18 protein-coding genes, 5 tRNA genes and 1 pseudogene are annotated in these 22,210 nt (G+C 49.1%); 23 read left to right on the top strand and 1 reads right to left on the bottom strand.

Annotation, left to right across the window (positions count from 1 at the left end; all coding sequences use genetic code 11):
- Nucleotides 1-29: 29 nt before the first annotated feature.
- The 6 genes and pseudogenes from LDN30_RS10315 to LDN30_RS10290 all read left to right on the top strand — a co-directional run.
- Entirely contained in the window at nucleotides 30-2,804 is a 2,775-nt protein-coding gene (locus LDN30_RS10315; RefSeq protein ID WP_223929392.1) for a starch-binding protein, read from the top strand.
- An 8-nt stretch (nucleotides 2,805-2,812) separates the two neighbouring features.
- Nucleotides 2,813-3,025, top strand: a complete 213-nt coding sequence (locus LDN30_RS10310; RefSeq protein WP_223926548.1) for a hypothetical protein — start codon at nucleotides 2,813-2,815, stop codon at nucleotides 3,023-3,025.
- Between the two features lie 377 nt (nucleotides 3,026-3,402).
- Entirely contained in the window at nucleotides 3,403-3,906 is a 504-nt protein-coding gene (locus LDN30_RS10305) for a low molecular weight protein-tyrosine-phosphatase (protein ID WP_223929391.1), read from the top strand.
- A 269-nt stretch (nucleotides 3,907-4,175) separates the two neighbouring features.
- The gene (locus LDN30_RS10300; protein ID WP_223926546.1) at nucleotides 4,176-4,316 is read left to right on the top strand and encodes a hypothetical protein; all 141 of its coding nucleotides are present in this window, start codon (nucleotides 4,176-4,178) and stop codon (nucleotides 4,314-4,316) included.
- Complete coding sequence (locus tag LDN30_RS10295; protein WP_223926545.1) at nucleotides 4,313-4,819, top strand: DUF6169 family protein; 507 nt, start codon at nucleotides 4,313-4,315, stop codon at nucleotides 4,817-4,819. The genes LDN30_RS10300 and LDN30_RS10295 overlap by 4 nt, the downstream gene beginning before the upstream one ends.
- 340 nt (nucleotides 4,820-5,159) lie before the next feature.
- Nucleotides 5,160-5,306, top strand: a pseudogene (locus LDN30_RS10290) (transposase); the annotation flags it as partial.
- A 455-nt stretch (nucleotides 5,307-5,761) separates the two neighbouring features.
- Here LDN30_RS10290 and LDN30_RS10285 read toward each other — a convergent pair.
- Complete coding sequence (locus LDN30_RS10285; protein ID WP_223926544.1) at nucleotides 5,762-6,763, bottom strand: malate dehydrogenase; 1,002 nt, start codon at nucleotides 6,761-6,763, stop codon at nucleotides 5,762-5,764.
- 563 nt (nucleotides 6,764-7,326) lie between these two features.
- On the opposite strand from LDN30_RS10285, the gene rpsU reads away from it, so the two are divergent.
- The 17 genes from rpsU to rpoC all read left to right on the top strand — a co-directional run bounded on the left by rpsU (nucleotide 7,327) and on the right by rpoC (nucleotide 22,200).
- The gene (gene rpsU / locus LDN30_RS10280) at nucleotides 7,327-7,518 is read left to right on the top strand and encodes a 30S ribosomal protein S21 (RefSeq protein WP_223926543.1); all 192 of its coding nucleotides are present in this window, start codon (nucleotides 7,327-7,329) and stop codon (nucleotides 7,516-7,518) included.
- A gap of 79 nt (nucleotides 7,519-7,597) precedes the next feature.
- The gene (locus LDN30_RS10275; protein ID WP_223926542.1) at nucleotides 7,598-8,476 is read left to right on the top strand and encodes a tyrosine recombinase XerC; all 879 of its coding nucleotides are present in this window, start codon (nucleotides 7,598-7,600) and stop codon (nucleotides 8,474-8,476) included.
- Between the two features lie 23 nt (nucleotides 8,477-8,499).
- Nucleotides 8,500-8,799, top strand: a complete 300-nt coding sequence (gene hpf, locus LDN30_RS10270; RefSeq protein WP_223926541.1) for a ribosome hibernation-promoting factor, HPF/YfiA family — start codon at nucleotides 8,500-8,502, stop codon at nucleotides 8,797-8,799.
- A gap of 102 nt (nucleotides 8,800-8,901) precedes the next feature.
- Nucleotides 8,902-8,975, top strand: a tRNA-Thr gene (locus LDN30_RS10265).
- A gap of 51 nt (nucleotides 8,976-9,026) precedes the next feature.
- Nucleotides 9,027-9,111 (top strand) — tRNA-Tyr (locus LDN30_RS10260).
- 23 nt (nucleotides 9,112-9,134) lie between these two features.
- Nucleotides 9,135-9,207 (top strand) — tRNA-Gly (locus LDN30_RS10255).
- A gap of 13 nt (nucleotides 9,208-9,220) precedes the next feature.
- Nucleotides 9,221-9,292 (top strand) — tRNA-Thr (locus LDN30_RS10250).
- Between the two features lie 75 nt (nucleotides 9,293-9,367).
- Nucleotides 9,368-10,588 (top strand): elongation factor Tu, encoded by a 1,221-nt coding sequence (tuf, locus tag LDN30_RS10245; protein ID WP_223926540.1) that lies wholly within the window; start codon nucleotides 9,368-9,370, stop codon nucleotides 10,586-10,588.
- A 55-nt stretch (nucleotides 10,589-10,643) separates the two neighbouring features.
- A tRNA-Trp gene (locus tag LDN30_RS10240) sits at nucleotides 10,644-10,716 on the top strand.
- A gap of 15 nt (nucleotides 10,717-10,731) precedes the next feature.
- Complete coding sequence (secE, locus tag LDN30_RS10235) at nucleotides 10,732-10,923, top strand: preprotein translocase subunit SecE (protein ID WP_223926539.1); 192 nt, start codon at nucleotides 10,732-10,734, stop codon at nucleotides 10,921-10,923.
- Between the two features lie 16 nt (nucleotides 10,924-10,939).
- Nucleotides 10,940-11,491 (top strand): transcription termination/antitermination protein NusG, encoded by a 552-nt coding sequence (gene nusG, locus LDN30_RS10230; RefSeq protein ID WP_223926538.1) that lies wholly within the window; start codon nucleotides 10,940-10,942, stop codon nucleotides 11,489-11,491.
- Between the two features lie 57 nt (nucleotides 11,492-11,548).
- Complete coding sequence (rplK, locus tag LDN30_RS10225) at nucleotides 11,549-11,989, top strand: 50S ribosomal protein L11 (protein WP_223926537.1); 441 nt, start codon at nucleotides 11,549-11,551, stop codon at nucleotides 11,987-11,989.
- Nucleotides 11,990-12,009: 20 nt separating this feature from the next.
- A complete protein-coding gene (gene rplA / locus LDN30_RS10220) occupies nucleotides 12,010-12,705 on the top strand; it encodes a 50S ribosomal protein L1 (RefSeq protein ID WP_223929390.1) in 696 nt (231 codons plus the stop codon).
- 18 nt (nucleotides 12,706-12,723) lie between these two features.
- The gene (gene rplJ, locus LDN30_RS10215; RefSeq protein WP_223926535.1) at nucleotides 12,724-13,242 is read left to right on the top strand and encodes a 50S ribosomal protein L10; all 519 of its coding nucleotides are present in this window, start codon (nucleotides 12,724-12,726) and stop codon (nucleotides 13,240-13,242) included.
- A gap of 97 nt (nucleotides 13,243-13,339) precedes the next feature.
- On the top strand, nucleotides 13,340-13,717 hold the full coding sequence (gene rplL / locus LDN30_RS10210) for a 50S ribosomal protein L7/L12 (RefSeq protein ID WP_223926534.1): 378 nt from the start codon (nucleotides 13,340-13,342) through the stop codon (nucleotides 13,715-13,717).
- Nucleotides 13,718-13,903: 186 nt separating this feature from the next.
- Entirely contained in the window at nucleotides 13,904-17,716 is a 3,813-nt protein-coding gene (gene rpoB / locus LDN30_RS10205) for a DNA-directed RNA polymerase subunit beta (protein WP_223929389.1), read from the top strand.
- A 146-nt stretch (nucleotides 17,717-17,862) separates the two neighbouring features.
- Nucleotides 17,863-22,200 (top strand): DNA-directed RNA polymerase subunit beta', encoded by a 4,338-nt coding sequence (rpoC, locus tag LDN30_RS10200; protein WP_223926532.1) that lies wholly within the window; start codon nucleotides 17,863-17,865, stop codon nucleotides 22,198-22,200.
- Nucleotides 22,201-22,210: the final 10 nt, after the last annotated feature.

Below are 22,210 nucleotides of genomic sequence, written 5' to 3'. Positions count from 1 at the left end.
AACACGTGCGAAAACGTGTACTATTTTGTTTGTTTGCTTTGTTTGCCGTTCCGCTCTCCATGAGCGTCTACGGCCAGACCAAGACTTCTTATTCTGTTGTCTTCTCCAACTCAACAGACTTCAAAACAAAGGTTGAAGTGCCCATGGTGGCTGCACTTTACCGTAACGATAAAGATGCCAAAATCGCCCACACCAAGGATAACAGCCGCTGGCAGATCAGTCTGAAATATGACGACCCACGATGGAAAGCCATTAATGACGGTACTGTCTACTGGTATATCAAGACCAGTGGGGGGGGCATCATCGGCCCGAGCACCAATGAGGAGGATATGGACGATGGCACCGACAATAGCTCCGAGAGTGCCTCTGTCCGGGACCGCATGCTCTATAAGAATGAGACTTCGCTGAAAACCGATGGCACCGAATCCTCTTTCACTTATTTCAAATGTACCAAAGGAAAAGCGAGCGCTGTTTCGTGCACGTTCGCTTATGCCGCAGCAGCTTATGAATCAAGCAGTAACAATGGTTCCCAACTCACGTATGGCAACCCCAGCGTTCAATACTGGCGCAACAAGAGCGGCATCAAATACAGCCTGACATACAATGCTACTTCGTCTTCGTCTCTTCCACTTCCTTACTACGACGGCACTTTCTGCTATGTAAAGAAGCCTGTCGGTTGGGGCAAGATTTGTGCCTGGGTATATGATGATAAAACGCAGTACTCTTCAGCCTCTAATTGGCCTGGTGAGGAACTGACTACAACGACGGAGTATGATGGCCAGACCTATTATCTGTGGAAGATGGGCTCCGGCAAGACCGGCACACCGACAAAAGTTACCTTTAATGATGGTAATGGTGATACTAAAGTCAAAACGGGTGATTTGCCTTTCAAAAGCGGGAATATCTATGATGCTTCCAAGTCGACTGATTATATCCTTGGCACTGTGACTAAGCAGTCCGATGCGACAGATCCTACTGCTGCTTACGAGAAGTTCTATGCTTACGGTTTCTGGGGTGGTAAAGATGCTTCATTCAAGGAGATGTCACCAGTGGTCTATTACAATGATAAGCATGAAGTCGACAGCGTGGTCTACTATACTAACATGTCAAATGTGAATGCTTCTTTCGACAATTTCTTCTTTATGTTCTGCAGCCAGCGCTACATGGAAAGCTGGGACAAATGGATGACCAACGACGGTAAGGGCGCTTGGGACTTCGTCTGGCGTCCGGAAATCTTTGACAACCGCGACTGCAACACTCTCTCGGGAGCACTCTACCAGGCTGGCAATGACCTGTCGAATATCAAGGGCACTTCGGCTGGAGCTTCTTACTTTACTGGCTCTCCCAATCCTTTAGGTTTCAAGACTACTGATACTTGGATGGGCAAGAACCAGATGCAGTCCATCAACCCCTTGCTGACCGATGAGCAGAAGCAGAACTACGACTCTTATACCCTTTCGCTGAATGTTACCACTGGTACGTACAATGTCGAATTCCACGATGCCATTCAGATCGTTGGTCCCGCTGTCGAATCAGGAACAAACTGGACGGTCGATGACAAACGTAACTATACAAGTACTGAAAATGCAACTTGCGGCACGTGGAACAAGGAAAAGGCCATCACGCTGAAGCCAAGCGACGACGGTTCCTATTATTACACCACCGTAACATTGAAGGCAGGCGAGAAGTTCCGCTTCATCGAGAACAACAAATATCTCACCAACTTCGGCGAGGACGATGTAACTCCGAGTGCCACAGACTTTGCGCCGACAAAGGAGAACGGCGATGTCTGCTATTATAACCATATCAGCCGCAACACGCTTACTGAAGATGCTGATCCAAAAGGTGAATCCGGCGAGAGCGGTCTTGCAGGTAAGGATATCACCTTCACCATGCCGGGTCTCAAAGAAGGCGACACCTATGAGACCGAGATCCGTGTCTCTGCAGCTAATGCCTCCGATCAGCGTATGACGGGTAAGGCGGCACCGTTCTACACCATCACGCGACCCGTGAAGCTCTTCAAATATGGCAACGACGGCAATGGCTACACCTCTTTCGCCTGCAACTATCCGCTGGAGATCGTCGATGATAAAGTCGGTGATAAAGATGTTAAGGTATACGACATCATCAGCTACGACATGACTACTAACAAGGCGACATTGCGCAATCAGAGCGACAACTACAAAACCAGCACCAAGCAATATATCCCGGCAAAGAGCGGAGTGATTCTCTCTGCGACTGCTACGGATAAGGTCAGCACGATCACTGTCCGTCCGATGATCGAGAAGCTCGGCGAGACCGTAGACAATGGGAGCAACCTGCTCAAGCCTGTCTATCTGCCCGGACAGAAAATCAATATGACACTTCCCGAATCTTCTACAAAAACCGGCGATCCTGTTACCAGCCGCCAGTATCTCTTCTCTTGGGTCAAGCAGGATGATAACACCTATAAACTTGGCTTTCTCCGTTCCAAGACGGGCGTGAGCGTTAGTGAGCGGGCCTACCTCTCTCTGACCGGTGAGGCTGTCGGCGCTACAACCCTTAACCCGATAGACCAGGCAGCCTATGAACGTGTGGAGGGTATCAGTACTGACAATAGTTCGGTGGATGGTGCTAAGGAATATCTTGTTAACCTCTTCTTCGAGGATAGTGATGACAATGTGAGCGATGGCATTAGCACTATTGTACATCAAGACAAGTTCACAGACAGCGGCGCCTACTACACCTTGCAGGGTATCCGTGTGAACAAGCCTTCCCGTGCCGGAATCTATATCCATAATGGTAAGAAGATCATCGTTAAATGAGAAGTGTTATGAAAAAATATATAAAGCCGGAAACAACAGTTGTTAAAGCCGATGGAGTGGTATTATTGTCGGGTTCAAATGTAGAAGTAGGTAAGGCTGATCCGACTAAACCCTTAGGATCAGACGACGATGGTAACATCGTTATGGCCAAGCGCCATCCCTGTGGTTTTGACGACTCATTAGATACTGGTTGGAACACAGACGATGATGACATATGGTAGGCGTTGTGCATAACCAGAGTGTTGAAAGACCTTTATAATCGTAAAAAGGCGGCAAGCGTTGAGTTTGCTGCCTTTTTTGATTTGTAGCTAATTATAAGAAATACTGAAAATATTTTATAGAAAATCAATCTCTACGAAAATGCGTTGCAAAAGTGTCTCTTTCATCGTCTGATTCGGTAGGTTTCAGCTTACGAAAGGGACTCTTTTTACAATGCATTTTCGTAGGCTATATTTACCGTCTGATTATCAGTAAGTTACGAAGGTAATTAGCTTGAGAGACGATTGCGAATTATATTTATAATATTTTTCTTGGGAATAAAAACATATCAATTCGTGCGTTTATTCGTAAAATAATTGCTACTTTTTCGAACACAAATATGATTGTGGACAAGACAAATACTCTTCATCTGTTTGGGCATATCTGTCGCTCACCGGCAGCAAATGCTATAATGCAGAAATACGTCGACGATGCCGGGATGTCCGGCAAGTTTTATATCGACTCGGCAGGAATCGGACCGTGGCATGTAGGGCAGTTACCCGACAAGCGCATGCGCCGGCATGGTGCAAAACGGGGCTATAGCATTGACCATATCGCACGACAGTTCGATGCCCGGCATGACTTCTCCGACTTCGATTACATCGTGGCCATGGACGACGAGAACTACCGCGATATCTGCAGTAAGGCACATTGTGATGCCGAGCGGCGAAAGGTCATACGCATGGCCGACTACTTCATCAGATACCGGGAAAGAACATCAGTCCCCGACCCATACTACGGTGACGGTGAGGACTTCGAGCTCGCTCTTGACCTCATCGAGGACGGATGTAGCGGGATATTGGATAAACTGAACACAAGGGATATAGAAGTCAACAGCAAGTAATTGTCAATACACTCGCATCAAAACCTGATGAAAACAATGTGGCAACGAGGAAAGGGAAAATTCTCGTCCGCACCCATAAACTTGGTAAGTGAAGCGTCAACGTTCCCGTCGGTGAACATATCTTGGAGATTGAAAGCCCAAGCGTGAGATTACTTCCCTTCAGGAGCAAATAACGGCATTAAAAGCAAAAAACAACGAATAAAGTTGGATGGTTCAAAGAAAAAGCCTATTTTTGCAACGTAGAACAAATAAAGCTCAAATATATGGAAATGACAAAAGAACAAGCATATCAGTGGCTTAAAGAGGTCAAGCTGAACAAGCAGAATACCATTGAACGGTTGAAAAAAATCGGCATAGACGAATATGAAAAGAGAACAGGCCAAAAGCCAACTTACATCGAAGCCCTATGATACTCAATGTAGAGACAATACAAGAAAAGGCACCATACAAAGTCACTAAGATTGCTGACGATAAGCATGTCGCCTTTTTCACAGATTATGGCGTTCAGTATATCGCAGGTTTTGACAAGGATGATATCACCATGCCTGTAACTGAAACCTATCAATTCTCTATAATCAATTTCAATAACAAGAAATCGCCTCGCGACCCGAAAGTTCGTGAGACGATTATTGCCATTGTCGAGAATTTCTTCGTGGAGAACCAAGAGGTCATGCTCTATATCTGTGAAACTGGTGACGGTAAGCAGTCTATGCGTAACCGACTCTTTGAGTATTGGATCAACAACTACAAAAAGAAGTGGAAAATTATGTTCCTGACGGCTTCGATTCCTGACGAAAATGGAATTCTAAACTATGCGTCGATTATCATTCGTCAAGACCATCCTCGTTTGAAAGAGGTAATCAGGGAATTCAGCGACACGGTTACCTTGCTGAACGATAAGCCACAACAGTAACTCCATGATAAGTTTATGAAAATGAAAAGAGGACAGGCCTGAAGCCAGCTTACATCGAAACAATTTATTTTCTTGCAACAAAATAATCATATATGAACTTTAACCATTTACCACGGAGGATGGAACACAGCTGAACCTCGATGCGCTCTATCAGATTGCGCCGTCGTGCTTCACCGAGGCACGCGACGAGAAGACGGGAGCGTTGCGCCATGTGGTGGACTTCAAGACTTAGTGTACTTCGCCCTGACAATGTTATAAGAATTCAAGATAATTTCCTTTGCTATATCATCCTGCGCACCACTGATATGCAAGCCGAACCAATACTTGCTGTTATTATGAAGATGAGATTCTCAACTACTTCATCAAGAGGGAAACCAACGCTTCAGCAGAGTCATTGAACTCAAAGATAAAGGCCTTTAGAGCAGACATGAAAGGAGTCAACGATGTTTCTTTCTTCATGTTCCGTGTGTTCAAAGTATTAGGATAGAGTACATTTCTCACCCACGGAAAATATCCGCTGCGCTTGTTTGTTGGTTATTGTGATAATGTGATGCGATCCTCTTCTTGTGAATAGTAGGATAATGTCAAGAAGCCTTCTTTCTCTCGCTATTATGCTGAATTTTCTTTACACCATTCCAATACCTACCTTTTGGCGTTGCGAAAAGGTCCATTTGGCGTTGCGAAACGGTCCTTTTCGCAACGCAAAACGGCCTGTTTTAGAACGCGAAATGGCATGTTTTGGAAACTGCTTGATAATCAATGTGTTATAAATGTGCTCGGATTTAATCGTTATTATGATTTTATTTTACATTATCTCGCCGCTTGCCAACTCCCTTCTAATGCATGTAAAGAGAATAAAAAAAGCCCCGGCATCAGACATCACGTCTAATGCCGGGGCTACATTAACCCTAATGAATGTACTGCAAAGTACTTCTATTTCTATTAATGAAGGTTCGGATTCAGCTCCGACCACTTCTCTACTGGAGGCAGAACGCCGAGCTCGATAACCTCCTGGCGCATCTCCACAAGATGGTCGTAGCTCTTCTTCAGTGCTGCTCTCTCCTCGTCGCTGCCTAAAGGCTCCTCATAGTAAGCTCCGTCGGCGGTGATGCGGGTGTCGAGAGCCATCATTACGTGCTCCAGACCAGAGAGGTTGCTGTAGCGACCGGCAGGCCATGTGAAAGGTTCACCGCCCATAGCGCCCTCAATCATCTTCACGGCAACGTATGCCGGGCTCTGGAACGACGAACGGCCACGGAGCTTGATGATGTTGCTGCCACCCTGGACAGTCTTGTGCTTGATCTCCTCCCACTGCTCGTTGGTGAGCTTGTCGGTGCCGATGAGATCGGTCAGAGGTGTGCCCTTAACCTTGGCACCGCTGGCGAAGACTGCCATAGCCTCGCCGTGACCACCGTAAGTGTGGCAACCGGTAACCTCGCACTGGTTCACCTTGAAGAACTTTGCCAGCTCGCTCTGCAGACGGATGCTGTCGAGAGCAGCCAAAGTGGTGACCTGTGATGGACGCAGACCCGACCAGATGAGGGTGATAAGACCAGTGATGTCGGCTGGGTTGAAGATGACAACGACGTGCTTCACGTCGGGGCAGTACTGCTTGATGTTCTTACCGAGCTCCTCAGCGACACCGGCGTTGCCCTTGAGAAGGTCCTCACGTGTCATGCCGGCCTTACGGGGAGCACCACCCGAAGAAATGATGTATTTAGCGTCCTTGAAGGCTTCCTTGACATCGGTTGTGTAGGTGAAGTTAACACCGTCGAAACCGCTGTGGCGCATCTCCTCGGTAACGCCCTCGAGGCCCGGCTCGTAGACATCGTAGAGGCAGATGTTCGGAGTAAGGCGGAGGATGGCAGCAGTCTGGGCCATGTTCGAGCCGATCATTCCGGCTGCGCCTACAATAGTCAATTTCTCGTTAGTTAAAAATTCCATAACTTTTGATTGTATTTTTAATTTAGTATTCAATCGTAATTTTGCATCGCAAAGGTAAGAAAAAATCGCGTACATTACATATTAATATCACATTAAATAAGTTATAAAAACTAAAAGTTTATCCATTTGCTAAGTACATATTACAATTACCCCAGCTCCGCTCCTCCTCCCGCCGGTGGTTGCGGGGTGGGGGTGAGGTGGTGGCATGCCGATATCATGCGCTGGAGAGGCACTGTGTGTTATGATCCTGTCTTCCATGCCCTCCAAAGGTATTTATGTGGTCAGAGGGGGAAATAACACTCTGATTCTTTGTCGGCAGTAATCAACAAAGTTATAAATCCTATATATAAGATGTGTATTTTTTTTCTGTCTTTTGCCTCGTATGCCGCGTGGCGGAGGATAAAATAATCGGGCTAAATGCTTGAATTATTGCCGTTCACGCAAAAATTCGATGGAAAAGTTTGCTTATGTCGCAATAAAGATGTAATTTTGCACCCGCTTATTGCGGACAAGTCCGTGAGATGCAATAGTTTAACAATTTAAATATCAAAAAAGCAAAAAGAATGATTATCGTACCAGTTAAGAATGGTGAGAACATTGAGAGAGCTCTCAAGAAGTTCAAAAGAAAGTTTGAACGCACAGGTGTAGTACGCGAGCTTCGCGCCCGCCAGCAGTATGACAAGCCATCTGTGAAGAAGCGCCTCAAGATGGAACACGCCGTCTACGTTCAGAAGCTCCGCGACGCTGAGGAGTAAAAAAAACTCCACAAAAATTTGGTAGTTTGAATTTTATTCCGTAAATTCGCTCTCGAAAACCAATGAGAACGTTTAGCCGATGATTAAGAAATTTCTGGACTACTTGAAATTCGAGCGTAACTACTCGCCGGATACCATAGAAGACTATGATGCCGACCTTAGTGCTTTCGAACAGTTCTTCAGAAAACTTGACCCTCAGCTGACGTGGGAAACCGTTGACGCCGATGTCATCCGCGACTGGATGGAGGATATGATGGACCGGGGAAACGCCGCACGGTCGGTGAACAGACGGCTGAGTGCCCTGCGCTCGCTGTTCCGCTACGCCCTCAGCCATCATCTCGTCAGCAAGGACCCGGCGCATCTCATCAGAGGGCCGAAAGCCGACAAGCCATTGCCCTATTTCATGAGGGAAAAGGAAATGGACCGGCTGCTCGACCCAAGGATGTGGGAGGATACATACAGCGACTGCCTCGCGCGTACTATTATAATAGTATTCTACGAGACAGGCATCAGGCTCTCCGAACTCACCGGACTCGACGACGACGACGTGAGTTTCATCAACAAGGAGCTGAAGGTGACTGGAAAACGCAACAAACAGCGTATCATTCCCTTCGGCGACGAACTGGCTAAAGTCCTTCAGGACTATGAGCGCAGACGCGACAAGGATGTAACGAGAGTCACCGACGGACTTTTCCTCAACCGCAAAGGAAAGCGCGTAACCAACGTGCAGGTGAGGAAAATGGTAGAGGACAACCTCGCCAAGGTCACGACGATGAAAAAACGGTCGCCACACGTGCTCCGCCACACCTTTGCCACGGCAATGCTAAATCATAATGCCGGACTTGAGAGTGTAAGCAAGCTGCTCGGTCATGCGAGCATCTCCACAACGGAGATATACACGCATACCACTTTCGAGCAGCTGAAGAAAGAATACAAATCGGCCCACCCAAGGGCCTAAACCTTTAAAAACTGGAGGTAACTATGGAGATCAAAATTCAGTCGATTCATTTCGATGCTACCGAGAAGCTTCAAGAATTCATTAACAAGAAAGTCACAAAACTCGAAAAGTCATTCGAGGACATTCAGAAAGTAGAGGTGCAATTAAAAGTTGAGAAACCTGCAACGGCACTGAACAAGACCACAAGTCTCAATGTCGTGGTTCCCGGCAACACTCTCCACGTGGAGAAAACAGCCGACACCTTCGAGGAAGGCGTCGACCTATGCCTGGACGCAATGAAGGTTCAGCTCACCAAATTCAAAGAAAAACTGCGTAAACATTAAAAAAAATCCCCGAAAAATTTTGGTGATTGAAAAATAATGTATAACTTTGCAGCCGCTTACAGCAATCGAAGTTACGGCGACTGAGAGCAGCTGCAAAGTAACGCCTCTTTAGCTCAGTTGGCCAGAGCACGTGATTTGTAATCTCGGGGTCGTTGGTTCGAATCCGACAAGAGGCTCAAAAGATGAGGATGACGGAAGTCGGAATCAAAGAGGTCTTTAACGTTTTTGGGTGGTTTCCAGAGTGGCCAAATGGGGCAGACTGTAAATCTGCTGCTTCTTGCTTCGGTGGTTCGAATCCATCACCACCCACCACATTCCTTTACCGGAATGACAACGCGGAAATAGCTCAGTTGATAGAGCACTAGCCTTCCAAGCTGGGGGTCGCGGGTTTGAGCCCCGTTTTCCGCTCTATTGAAGGAATGCTGTAATAGCTCAGTGGTAGAGCACTTCCTTGGTAAGGAAGAGGTCCTGAGTTCAACTCTCAGTTACAGCTCTCTCTTCGCATCTTGTGTGAGTGAAGCAGAAACAAAACACAGATTATTTTTAATATAATAAAATATAGAAAGCTATGGCTAAAGAAGAATTCGTGCGCACCAAACCGCACGTAAACATTGGTACGATTGGTCACGTCGACCATGGTAAGACTACCCTGACTGCAGCTATCTCTAAGGTTCTGCACGAGGAGCTCGGCACTGCTGAGGATGTCAAGTCTTTCGATGAGATCGATAACGCTCCTGAGGAGAAAGAGCGTGGTATCACCATTAACACCGCACATATCGAGTACGAGACTGCAAAGCGTCACTACGCTCACGTCGACTGCCCGGGTCACGCCGACTATGTCAAGAACATGGTTACTGGTGCTGCGCAGATGGACGGTGCTATCCTGGTTGTTGCCGCTACTGACGGTCCTATGCCTCAGACTCGTGAGCACGTCCTTCTGGCTCGTCAGGTGAACGTTCCGCGTATCGTTGTCTTCCTGAACAAGTGCGATATGGTCGATGACGAGGAAATGCTTGAACTCGTTGAGATGGAGGTTCGTGAGCTGCTCGAGCAGTACGGATATGAGGAGGATACTCCTATCATCCGTGGATCTGCGCTCGGTGCTCTGAACGGCGTTCCAAAGTGGGTTGACTCTGTCAAGAAGCTCATGGACACTGTCGATGAGTGGATTCAGGAGCCTACTCGTGAGGTTGATAAGCCATTCCTTATGCCTGTTGAGGATGTATTCTCTATCACTGGTCGTGGTACTGTTGCTACTGGTCGTATTGAGACGGGTAAGTGCAAGGTCGGTGATGAGGTTCAGCTCCTCGGTCTCGGTGAGGATAAGAAGTCTGTCATCACTGGTGTCGAGATGTTCCGTAAGACTCTGTCTGAGGGTGAGGCTGGTGATAACGTTGGTCTGCTCCTCCGTGGTATCGACAAGGACGAGGTTAAGCGTGGTATGGTTGTCGTGCACCCGGGTGCTATCACACCGCACGATCACTTCAAGGCATCTATCTACGTGCTGAAGAAGGAAGAGGGTGGCCGTCACACTCCATTCGGTAACAAGTACCGCCCACAGTTCTACCTCCGCACAATGGACTGCACAGGTGAGATCAAGCTTCCTGAGGGAGTTGAGATGGTTATGCCTGGCGATAACGTAGAGATTGAGGTCAGCCTTATCTATAAGGTTGCTCTGAACGAGGGTCTTCGTTTCGCAATCCGTGAGGGTGGCCGTACAGTCGGTTCTGGTCAGATCACCGCTATTCTTGATGATCTTCCAGAGGGCTGGCAGAACGAAAAGAAGTAATCAGTAAGATTGCAATAAAGAACAGTCTCCGCATCATGCGGTGCGGAGACTTCCTACGGGTTTAGCTCAGTTGGTAGAGCACTGGTCTCCAAAACCAGGTGTCGAGGGTTCAAGTCCTTCAACCCGTGCTAACAAAAGATATTATGTTTAAGAAGTTCGTAAATTATTGCAAGGCTTGCTACGAAGAACTTGCCCATAACACAACTTGGCCTTCTGGTGCCCAGCTTACTCATAGCGCAATGGTAGTATTATCTGCTTCCCTTATCATTGCGCTTGTTGTTTGGGTAATGGACATCGTGTTCAAGAATATTATGGCATTTGTTTACTCAGTTTAAAAGCTGTTAGGAAGTTATGGCTGATTCAAATATGAAATGGTATGTACTTCGCGCTATCAGTGGCAAAGAGGCTAAGGTGAAAGAATACATCGATGCCGAAATAGGCCACAATGAAAAATTGGCTGCGCATGTCGCTCAGGTGCTTTTGCCAACTGAGAAGATTGCATCGGTCAAGAACGGTAAGCGTGTGGTGAAGGAGAAATTAAGTCTCCCTGGCTATGTTCTTGTTGAAGCCGACTTGAGTGGCGACATTGCTTCTACGTTGCGATTCATGCCTAACGTGTTAGGATTCCTCGGTGGTACCGACCATCCTTCTCCTGTGCGTGATTCCGATGTCAACCGTCTGCTCGGTAACGTTGAAGAGACTGAGCTTGATGAGGTTCAGGAAATTCCGTTTATCGTCGGTGAGACTGTCAAGGTCAACGACGGCCCGTTCAGCGGATTCCATGGAGTTATCCAGGAGGTGAACACCGAAAAGCATAAGCTCAAGGTGATGGTCATGATTTTCGGTCGTGAGAATCCTCTCGAACTGAACTTCGGACAAGTATCAAAGGAAGGCGAAGTATAATGTTACGGATACTGTAGTCTTTCATACGTTTCAAATTTTTAATTACTAACAAAAGAAATGGCTAAAGAAGTTGCTGGATTAATCAAATTACAGATTAAAGGTGGCGCAGCAAATCCCTCACCTCCAGTAGGCCCGGCTCTGGGTTCTAAGGGTATCAATATCATGGGATTCTGCAAGGAATTCAACGCCCGCACCCAGAATAAGGCAGGTAAGATATTGCCAGTAGTAATAACTTACTATACCGACAAGTCTTTCAGTTTTGTTGTTAAGACTCCTCCTGCTGCTGTACAGCTGCTCGAGGCTGCTAAGGTCAAGAAGGGTTCTGGCCAGCCTAACCGTAACAAGGTCGCTAGTGTGACTTGGGATCAGGTGAAGGCTATCGCCGAGGACAAAATGGCTGACCTTAACTGTTTCACTGTTGAGTCTGCAATGAGACTTGTTGCCGGTACTGCCCGCAGCATGGGTATTACTGTAAAAGGGGACTTCCCTGGTAAATAATTTAAAACTTCAATTTAAAAATGAGTAAACTGACAAAAAATCAAAAATCAGTAGCTGAGAAGGTTGAAGCAGGGAAGGCATATTCATTGAAAGAGGCTTCGGCTCTGGTGAAAGAAATCACCACTACTAAGTTCGATGCTTCTCTCGATATCGATGTGCGCTTGGGCGTTGACCCGCGTAAGGCTAACCAGATGGTTCGTGGCGTTGTGTCGCTGCCTAACGGTACTGGTAAGGTCACTCGCGTGCTCTGTCTCTGCACTCCCGACCAGGAAGAGGCTGCAAAGGCCGCTGGTGCTGATTATGTTGGTCTCGACGAATATATCGACAAGATCAAAGGTGGATGGACTGATGTTGATGTCATCATCACTATGCCGTCGTGCATGGGTAAGGTCGGTCCTTTAGGACGTGTCCTCGGACCTCGCGGACTTATGCCTAACCCAAAGAGCGGCACTGTAACTATGGATGTTGCTAAGGCTGTTAAGGAAGTCAAGCAGGGTAAGATAGATTTCAAGGTCGACAAGGCTGGTATCATTCATTCTTCTATCGGTAAGATTAGTATGACTGCCGATCAGATTTATGGTAACGCCAAGGAGTTCCTTGCTACCATTATCCGCCTGAAGCCTGCTGCTGCCAAAGGTACATATGTCAAGAGTATCTTTATTTCAAGCACAATGAGTAGGGGTATCAAGGTTGATCCAAAATCAGTTGATGAGTAACTCTAAAAGTTTTGTAAGATGAAAAAAGAAGTAAAAGATACTGTTATTGCTCAGCTCGGAGAAAAACTTAAGGAGTATCCGCATTTCTATCTGGTCGACGTGACCGGTCTGAATGCTGAGGCTACAAGTGCTCTCCGTCGCAAGTGCTTCAAGAGCGAGATTAAGATGGTCGTCGTGAAGAACAAGCTTCTCCGCAAGGCCCTCGACGCTGCTGAAGTTGATTATGAACCTCTCTACGAGTCACTCAAGGGTAATACAGCAGTTATGTTCACTCAGACTGCTAATACACCTGCAAAGCTCCTCAAGGAATATAAGAAAGATGGTATTCCTGCCCTCAAGGCAGCTTATGCTGAGGAGTCTGTTTTCGTAGGTGCTGACAAACTCGAGGAACTCGCAGCTCTTAAGAGCAAGAACGAACTCATCGCCGATGTTGTGGCTCTGCTGCAGTCGCCGGCAAAGAACGTTGTCTCTGCTCTGCAGTCAGGCGCAAACACTATTCACGGTGTGCTTAAGACCTTAGGCGAGCGTCCTGAATAATTAGTTGGAGGATAAGGTCCTACGATTTTAGGCCAGTCCTGCAATCATAAGGTTACAGAACATTAATTAAAAACGAATAAATAAAATTTAGAATAAAATGGCAGACGTAAAAGCTATTGCAGAAGAGTTAGTAAATCTTACTGTTAAGGAAGTTAATGAGTTGGCAACAGTCCTGAAGGACGAGTACGGAATCGAGCCGGCTGCTGCAGCCGTCGCAGTTGCAGGTCCTGCAGCAGGTGGTGCTGCTCCAGCAGCTGAGGAGAAGACTGAGTTCGATGTTGAGCTCACAGAGGTAGGCGCAGCTAAGCTGAAGGTCGTTAAGGCTGTCAAGGAAGCTTGCGGTCTCGGTCTGAAAGAGGCTAAGGACCTCGTCGACAAGGCTCCTTCTATCATCAAGGAGGGTATGGCTAAGGAAGAGGCTGAGAACCTCAAGAAGACCATCGAGGCTGAGGGCGCTAAGGTTACTCTGAAGTAATCTGACTCTTCAAAGGGGTATTTTGATACCCATTGCTGAAGATTTCACATAGAAATCGTATATGCTACATAAAATGGTTGGGATTTGCCAAGTAGGTGAGTCCCGACCTTTTAGTGTCTTTTGACATCTTGTCTATTGACATTAGCTGAAAATCCCTGATTTTATCCAATAGTAACACTTTTTTTAATGGCAACAAATTTAAATAACGAAAGAGTAAACTTCGCCAGCGTGAAGAATCCGTATCCTTATCCGGATTTCCTCGACGTGCAGCTGAAGTCTTTCCGCGATTTCCTGCAGTTGGACACTCCGCCTGAGGAAAGAAAGAACGATGGCTTGTATAAGGTGTTCTCTGAGAACTTCCCAATCACCGATACTCGTAATAACTTCGTTCTTGAATTCCTCGACTACTATATCGATCCGCCGCGCTACTCCATCGACGAGTGCCTCGAGAGGGGACTGACTTACAGCGTTCCTTTGAAGGCAAAGATGAAACTTTACTGCACCGACCCAGATCATGAGGACTTCGGTACGTTCATACAGGATGTGTTCCTTGGAACTATTCCGTATATGACAAAGAACGGTACCTTCGTTATCAATGGTGCTGAGCGCGTAGTCGTTTCGCAGTTGCACCGTTCACCGGGCGTATTCTTCGGACAGGGTGTTCATGCCAATGGTACTGTGCTCTACAGCGCACGTATCATACCGTTCAAAGGCTCGTGGATTGAGTTCGCTACCGACATCAACAATGTCATGTATGCTTACATCGACCGTAAGAAGAAGTTGCCTGTAACCACGTTGCTCCGTGCCATCGGCTTCGAGAGCGATAAGGATATTCTTCAGATCTTTGATCTCTGCAAGGAGATAAAGGTTAATAAGAAGAACCTGAAAGAAGCTATTGGATCTAAGCTTGCCGGTAACGTGATGAAGTCGTGGAATGAGGACTTCGTCGATGAGGATACCGGTGAGGTGGTGTCCATAGAGCGTAATGAGGTCGTCTTCGAGCGCGAGACAGAAATCACAGCCGAGAATATTGATGATATTATCGACAGCGGTGCTACTTCTATTCTCGTTCATAAGGATGAGGATGCTGCCAGCAAGTACGCAATTATCTTCAACACTCTTGCTAAGGACCCGAGCCACTCTGAGAAGGAGGCCGTGCTCTACATCTACCGTCAGTTGCGCAATGCCGACCCTGCCGATGATGCCAGCGCGAGGGAAGTGTTCCAGAATCTGTTCTTCTCAGATAAGCGCTATGACCTTGGAGAGGTCGGACGCTACCGTATTAACAAGAAATTGGGCCTCGACATCGATATGGACACTCGTGTCCTGACGAAAGAGGACATCATAGAGATTATCAAGTATCTCATCCAGCTCGTTAACTCTAACGCTACCGTCGACGATATCGACCATCTGTCGAACCGTCGCGTGCGTACCGTCGGCGAGCAACTCAGCAATCAGTTCTCGATAGGTTTGGCACGTATGGCCCGCACCATCCGTGAGCGCATGAACGTCCGTGACAATGAGGTGTTCCAGCCGACTGACCTTATTAACGCTAAGACTATCTCGAGCGTTATCAACAGTTTCTTCGGCACAAACCCGTTGAGCCAGTTCATGGACCAGACAAACCCGCTGGCTGAGGTTACTCATAAGCGCCGTCTCTCGGCTCTCGGTCCTGGCGGTCTGTCGCGTGAGCGTGCCGGATTCGAGGTCCGTGACGTACACTATACTCACTACGGCCGTCTTTGTCCTATCGAGTCGCCTGAGGGCCCGAACATCGGACTTATCTCTTCGCTCTGCATGTATGCAAAGATCAACGACCTCGGATTTATCGTTACTCCCTATAGAAAGGTGGAGAACGCAAAGGTCGATATGAAGAATGAGGATGTTATCTACCTCACCGCTGAGGAGGAAGAGGAGAAGATTATCGGTCAGGGTAATGCTCCTTTGAACGACGATGGTACGTTCATCCGTAAGACTGTCAAGTGCCGTCAGGATGCCGATTATCCTGTAGTGCCGCCAGAGGATGTCGACCTTATGGATGTCTCGCCGCAGCAGATTGCCTCTGTGTCGGCAGGACTTATCCCGTTCCTCGAGCATGACGACGGTCACCGTGCCCTGATGGGATGTAACATGATGCGTCAGGCAGTGCCTTTGCTCCACAACGATGCACCTATCGTCGGAACAGGACTGGAGAAACAGGTCTGTGAGGACAGCCGTACACAGATTACTGCTGAGGGCGACGGTGTAATAGAATATGTTGACGCAACAACAATACGTATCCTCTACGACCGCAGCGAGGACGATGAGTTTGTAAGCTTCGAGCCTGCTACAAAGGAATACCGCATTCCTAAGTTCCGCCGCACAAACCAGAACATGGTTGTCGACCTGCGCCCAATCTGTAACAAGGGACAGCGCGTGAAGAAGGGCGATATCCTTACAGAGGGTTATGCCACTGAGAATGGCGAGCTGGCTCTCGGCCGTAACCTCCTTGTGGCATACATGCCTTGGAAGGGTTACAACTACGAGGATGCCGTGGTCATTTCGGAGCGTATGGTGCGTGAGGACGTCCTCACTTCTGTCCACGTTGATGAGTATTCACTCGACGTTCGTGAGACAAAGCGTGGTGTGGAGGAATTCACTTCCGATATTCCTAATGTCAGTGAGGAAGCCACTAAGGACCTCGACGACAACGGTATCATCCGTGTCGGTGCGCGTGTCGAGCCGGGCGATATTCTCATCGGTAAGATTTCGCCTAAGGGTGAGAGCGATCCCTCGCCTGAGGAGAAACTCCTCCGTGCTATCTTCGGTGACAAGGCCGGCGATGTTAAGGATTCTTCTTTGAAAGCCAATCCTTCGCTGAGCGGTGTCGTCATCGACAAGAAACTCTTCTCACGTGCTATCAAGACCCGTGAGAGCAAAAAGCAGGATAAGGTTACCCTTGCAAAGATTGACGAGGAGTATGAGGCAAAGGCAAACGACTTGAAGGATATGCTTGTCGACCGTCTGATGACGCTTACAGAGGATAAGACCTCTGAGGGCATCAAGGACTATTCCGATGCAGAGATTATCACCAAGGGTGCCAAGTTCACCGTGGCAGCTCTCAAGAACCTCGACTATGAGGGCATTCAGAGTAGCGGCTGGACCGACGATGAGCATACCAACAACCTCATCCAGCGCTTGATAATGAACTACATCCGCAAATACAAGAAGATGGATGCCGAGCTCAAACGTAAGAAGTTTGCCATCACTATCGGTGATGAGCTGCCTTCGGGTATCCTTCAGATGGCTAAGGTGTACATTGCTAAGAAGCGTAAGATTCAGGTTGGTGATAAGCTCGCCGGACGCCATGGTAACAAGGGTATCGTCTCGAAGATTGTTCGTATGGAGGATATGCCATTCCTCGCCGACGGACGTCCTGTCGACCTGGTACTGAACCCTATGGGTGTGCCATCGCGTATGAACCTGGGACAGATCTTTGAAGCTATCCTTGGTGCTGCTGGTAAGCGCCTCGGTGTCAAGTTCGCTACTCCAATCTTCGATGGTGCGAAACTTGACGACCTGAAAGAGTGGACCGACAAGGCCGGACTGCCAAACCTCTGCTCAACCTATCTGTACGATGGTGAGACCGGAGAGCGTTTCGACCAGCAGGCAACAGTGGGTATAACATACTTCCTTAAGCTCGGTCACATGGTCGAGGACAAGATGCACGCCCGCTCTATCGGCCCGTACAGTCTTATCACTCAGCAGCCGCTCGGCGGTAAGGCACAGTTCGGAGGCCAGCGTTTCGGAGAGATGGAGGTATGGGCACTTGAGGGCTTTGGTGCCGCTCACGTGCTTCAGGAAATGCTTACCATCAAGTCGGACGATGTCCAGGGACGTTCCAAGGCATACGAGGCTATCGTCAAGGGCGAGCCAATGCCTACACCGGGAATTCCAGAGTCGCTGAACGTGCTGCTCCATGAGCTCCGCGGTCTCGGACTGAGCATCAAGCTCGAATGAGTTTCTAAGTCTTTTAGTTTTTGAGTTTTCGGGTCTGACCCACCTCATCCTTCACCCGTTTGTGGCACGCGCAGGCTTGAGAACTTATAAAACTAAGAACTTACAAAACTAAAAAACTTTTAAACTCATAAACTTAAAAAGAAAATATGGCTTTCAAAAGAGATAATAAAGTAAAGAGTAATTTCAGCAAGATTACCATCGGACTGGCATCGCCGGAGGAGATTCTTGAGAACTCCTATGGTGAGGTTACGAAACCGGAGACCATCAACTACCGTACCTACAAGCCAGAGCGCGACGGTCTGTTCTGCGAGCGTATCTTCGGTCCGACAAAGGACTATGAGTGCGCCTGCGGAAAGTACAAGCGCATCCGGTACAAGGGTATCGTCTGCGACCGTTGCGGTGTTGAAGTTACTGAGAAGAAAGTACGCCGTGAGCGTGCAGGACATATCGAGCTTGTTGTGCCGGTGGCCCACATCTGGTACTTCCGCAGTCTGCCTAACAAGATTGGATACCTTCTCGGACTGCCGACGAAGAAACTCGATGCCGTCATATATTACGAGAAGTATATCGTTATCAACCCCGGTGTGGCAGAGGGTATGAAGGACGAGAACGGTGAGGACCTCAACGGCTCGCACAAACTCGACCTGCTCACTGAGGATGAATATATGAACCTCGTCGATAACCGTATTCCCGAGAGCAACGACCATCTCGACGACTCTGATCCAAAGAAGTTTATCGCCAAGATGGGCGCAGAGGCTATCTACGACCTCCTGAAGGATCTCGACCTCGACCGTCTGGCAGGTGAGCTCCGCGATCGCGCCACTACCGACTCGTCGCAGATGCGTAAGACCGAAGCCCTGAAGCGCCTTCAGGTTGTGGAGGCTTTCCGTCAGTCGAAGGGCGTGAACCGTCCTGAGTGGATGATCATGAAGATTATTCCTGTCATTCCGCCAGAGCTCCGCCCGCTTGTTCCGCTTGATGGCGGCCGTTTCGCAACGTCCGACCTCAACGACCTCTATCGTCGTGTTATCATCCGTAACAACCGTCTGAAGCGACTCATGGAGATTAAGGCTCCGGAAGTCATTCTCCGTAATGAGAAGCGTATGCTTCAGGAAGCTGTCGACTCTCTCTTCGACAACAGCCGCAAGGCCACAGCCGTCAAGAGCGAGAGCAACCGTCCTCTGAAGTCACTGTCCGACTCACTGAAAGGTAAGCAGGGCCGTTTCCGTCAGAACCTCCTCGGTAAGCGTGTCGACTATTCAGCACGTTCAGTTATCGTCGTCGGCCCAGAGCTTAACATGGGCGAGTGCGGTCTGCCAAAACTCATGGCAGCAGAGCTTTACAAGCCGTTCATCATCCGCAAGCTCATTGAGCGCGGTATCGTGAAGACTGTGAAGAGCGCAAAGAAAATCGTCGACCGCCGCGAGCCTGTTATCTGGGACATCCTCGAGAATGTCATGAAGGGACATCCAGTCCTTCTGAACCGTGCCCCGACGCTTCACCGTCTGTCGGTTATGGCTTTCCAGCCGAAGCTCATCGAGGGTAAGGCTATCCAGCTGCACCCGTTAGCATGTACGCCGTTCAACGCCGACTTCGATGGTGACCAGATGGCTGTGCACCTCCCACTGAGCAACGAGGCTGTCCTCGAGGCGCAGATTCTGATGCTCCAGAGCCACAACGTCCTGAACCCTGCTAACGGTGCTCCTATCACTGTTCCGTCGCAGGATATGGTGCTCGGTCTTTATTACATCACCAAGCTCCGTCCGGGAGCCAAGGGTGAGGGGCTTACCTTCTACGGTCCTGAGGAGGCTGTCATAGCTTACAACGAAGGCCGTTGCGACCTCCACGCCTCTGTGAAGGTCGTCGTTAAGGACCTTATCGACGGAAAGATACAGAAACATCTCGTCGAGACCTCTGTCGGACGTGTCATCGTCAACCAGATTATCCCTGACGAGATTGGCTACTTCAACGGTGTCATCTCTAAGAAATCGCTCCGTGGCCTTATCGCCGACGTTATCAAGTCGGTAGGTATGGCAAGGGCCTGCTCGTTCCTCGACGGTATCAAGAACCTTGGTTATCGTATGTCGTACCTTGCAGGACTGTCGTTCAACCTCGACGATATCATCGTTCCGCCTGAGAAGGAAGACATCGTCAACAAGGGTCAGGAAGAGGTCGATGAGATTACGAATAACTACGATATGGGTTTCATCACCGATAACGAGCGTTACAACCAGGTTATCGATACTTGGACCCACGTCAACAACAGTCTGAAGACCGCCGTCATGAAGCACATGACCGAGGCCGACCAGGGCTTCAACGCCGTATATATGATGCTTGACTCCGGTGCCCGTGGTTCTGCCGACCAGATTGCTCAGCTTGCCGGAATGCGTGGCCTTATGGCTAAGCCTCAGAAGGCTGGTGCTGAGGGACGTGGTACCATTGAGAACCCTATCCTTTCGAACTTTAAGGAGGGAATGTCGGTGCTGGAGTACTTCATCTCCTCACACGGTGCCCGTAAGGGACTTGCCGATACCGCCATGAAGACTGCCGATGCCGGATACCTTACCCGTCGTTTGGTCGATGTCTCTCACGATGTCATTATCACCGAGGACGACTGTGGAACCCTCCGCGGTCTTGAGTGCACAGCACTGAAGAGCGGCGACGAGGTTATCTCTTCTCTGTATGAGAGAATTCTCGGCCGTGTATCAGTCCACGACGTTGTCAATCCTCATACTGGCGAGCTTATCGTCGCTGCCGGTGAGGAAATTGTTGAGGACAAGGCCAAGGCTATCGAGGATGCTGGCATCGAGATGGTCGAAATCCGTTCGGTGCTCACCTGCGAGAGCAAGAAGGGCGTCTGCCGTAAGTGCTATGGCCGTAACCTCGCTACCGCCCGCATGGTGCAGATTGGTGAGGCCGTCGGTGTCATTGCCGCACAGGCTATTGGTGAGCCGGGTACGCAGCTTACCCTCCGTACGTTCCACGCCGGTGGTATTGCCGGTGGTGCCGGTTCCAACTCACGTATCGTTTCGAAGTACGACGCAAAGATTGAGTTCGATGAGCTCCGCGCCGTTCCGTTCGTCGATGATGAGGACCAGAAGTGCCAGATGGTCGTCAGCCACCTGACCGAAATCCGTTTCCGCGACCCGAAGACCGATATCGTGCTCTCCACGCTTAACGTTCCTTACGGTAGCACACTCTACTTCAAGGAAGGCGATGAGGTCAAGAAGGACGATGTCATTGCAAAGTGGGATCCGTTCAACGGTGTCATCGTCAGCGAATATGCCGGTACTCTGAAGTTCAAGAACGTCGTTGAGGGTGTCACCTTCCACAGCGAGACCGATGATACCACCGGTATGACCGAGCGCATCATCATCGAGCCTAAGGACCGTACAATGGTTCCGCAGGTTGAGATTCACGATAAGAACGGTCAGGTTCTGGCCACATATAACTTCCCGGTTAAGGGACACATCGCCGTTGAGGACGGTCAGACCATCTCTACCGGTGCTACCCTTGTCCGCATTCCGCGTAACATGTCGAGCGGTGCCGGCGATATCACCGGTGGTCTGCCACGTGTCACGGAGCTCTTCGAGGCCCGCAACCCGTCGAATCCTGCTGTCGTCAGCGAAATCGACGGTGAGGTATCGATGGGTAAGGTAAAGCGTGGTAACCAGGAGATTATCATCACCTCCAAGACCGGCGACCAGAGAAGCTATCTCGTTCCTCTGTCGCGCCAGATTCTTGTCCAGGAGCGCGATGCTGTACGCGCCGGAACGCCTCTCTGCGACGGTGAGGTCACTCCAGCCGATATCCTTGCCATCAAGGGTCCTACGGCAGTCCAGGAGTACATCGTCAACGAGGTTCAGGACGTCTATCGTCTGCAGGGTGTGGCCATCAACGACAAGCACTTCGAGATTATTGTGCGTCAGATGATGCGTAAGGTCCAGATCAACGATGCCGGCGATACCACCTTCCTCGAGCAGGAACTCGTCGACAAGCTCGACTTCGCTGCCGAGAACGACCGCATCTGGGGTAAGAAAGTCGTTACCGATCCGGGTGACAGCGAGAACTGCTACAAGGGTCAGATTCTTACCGTCCGCAAGCTGCGTGAGGAGAACTCAGCCCTCAAGCGTCGCGACAAGAAGCCTGTACAGGTCCGCGATGCACGCACAGCTACTGCTACACAGGTGCTGCAGGGTATCACCCGCGCTGCCTTAGGAACGAAGAGCTTCATGAGTGCTGCATCGTTCCAGGAGACAACAAAGGTTCTCAACGAGGCTGCTATCCGCGGCAAGTCCGACTACCTCGAGGGAATGAAGGAGAACGTTATCTGCGGACACCTCATCCCGGCCGGTACTGGTCTGAAGCAGTGGCAGAAACTCGTCGTAGGCTCGAAAGAAGACTACGAGCGCATGGAAGCCAACAAGAAGAACGTCCTCGACTTTGCAAGCCAGGAAGTCAACGAAACTCCGAAAGAACAGTAATCAATGCTTT

The sequence above is a fragment of the Prevotella lacticifex genome, from assembly GCF_019973375.1.
Classification (GTDB): domain Bacteria; phylum Bacteroidota; class Bacteroidia; order Bacteroidales; family Bacteroidaceae; genus Prevotella; species Prevotella lacticifex.
The sequence above is the reverse complement of the archived record's forward strand: the minus strand, read 5'-3'. Positions and strand labels throughout refer to the sequence as shown.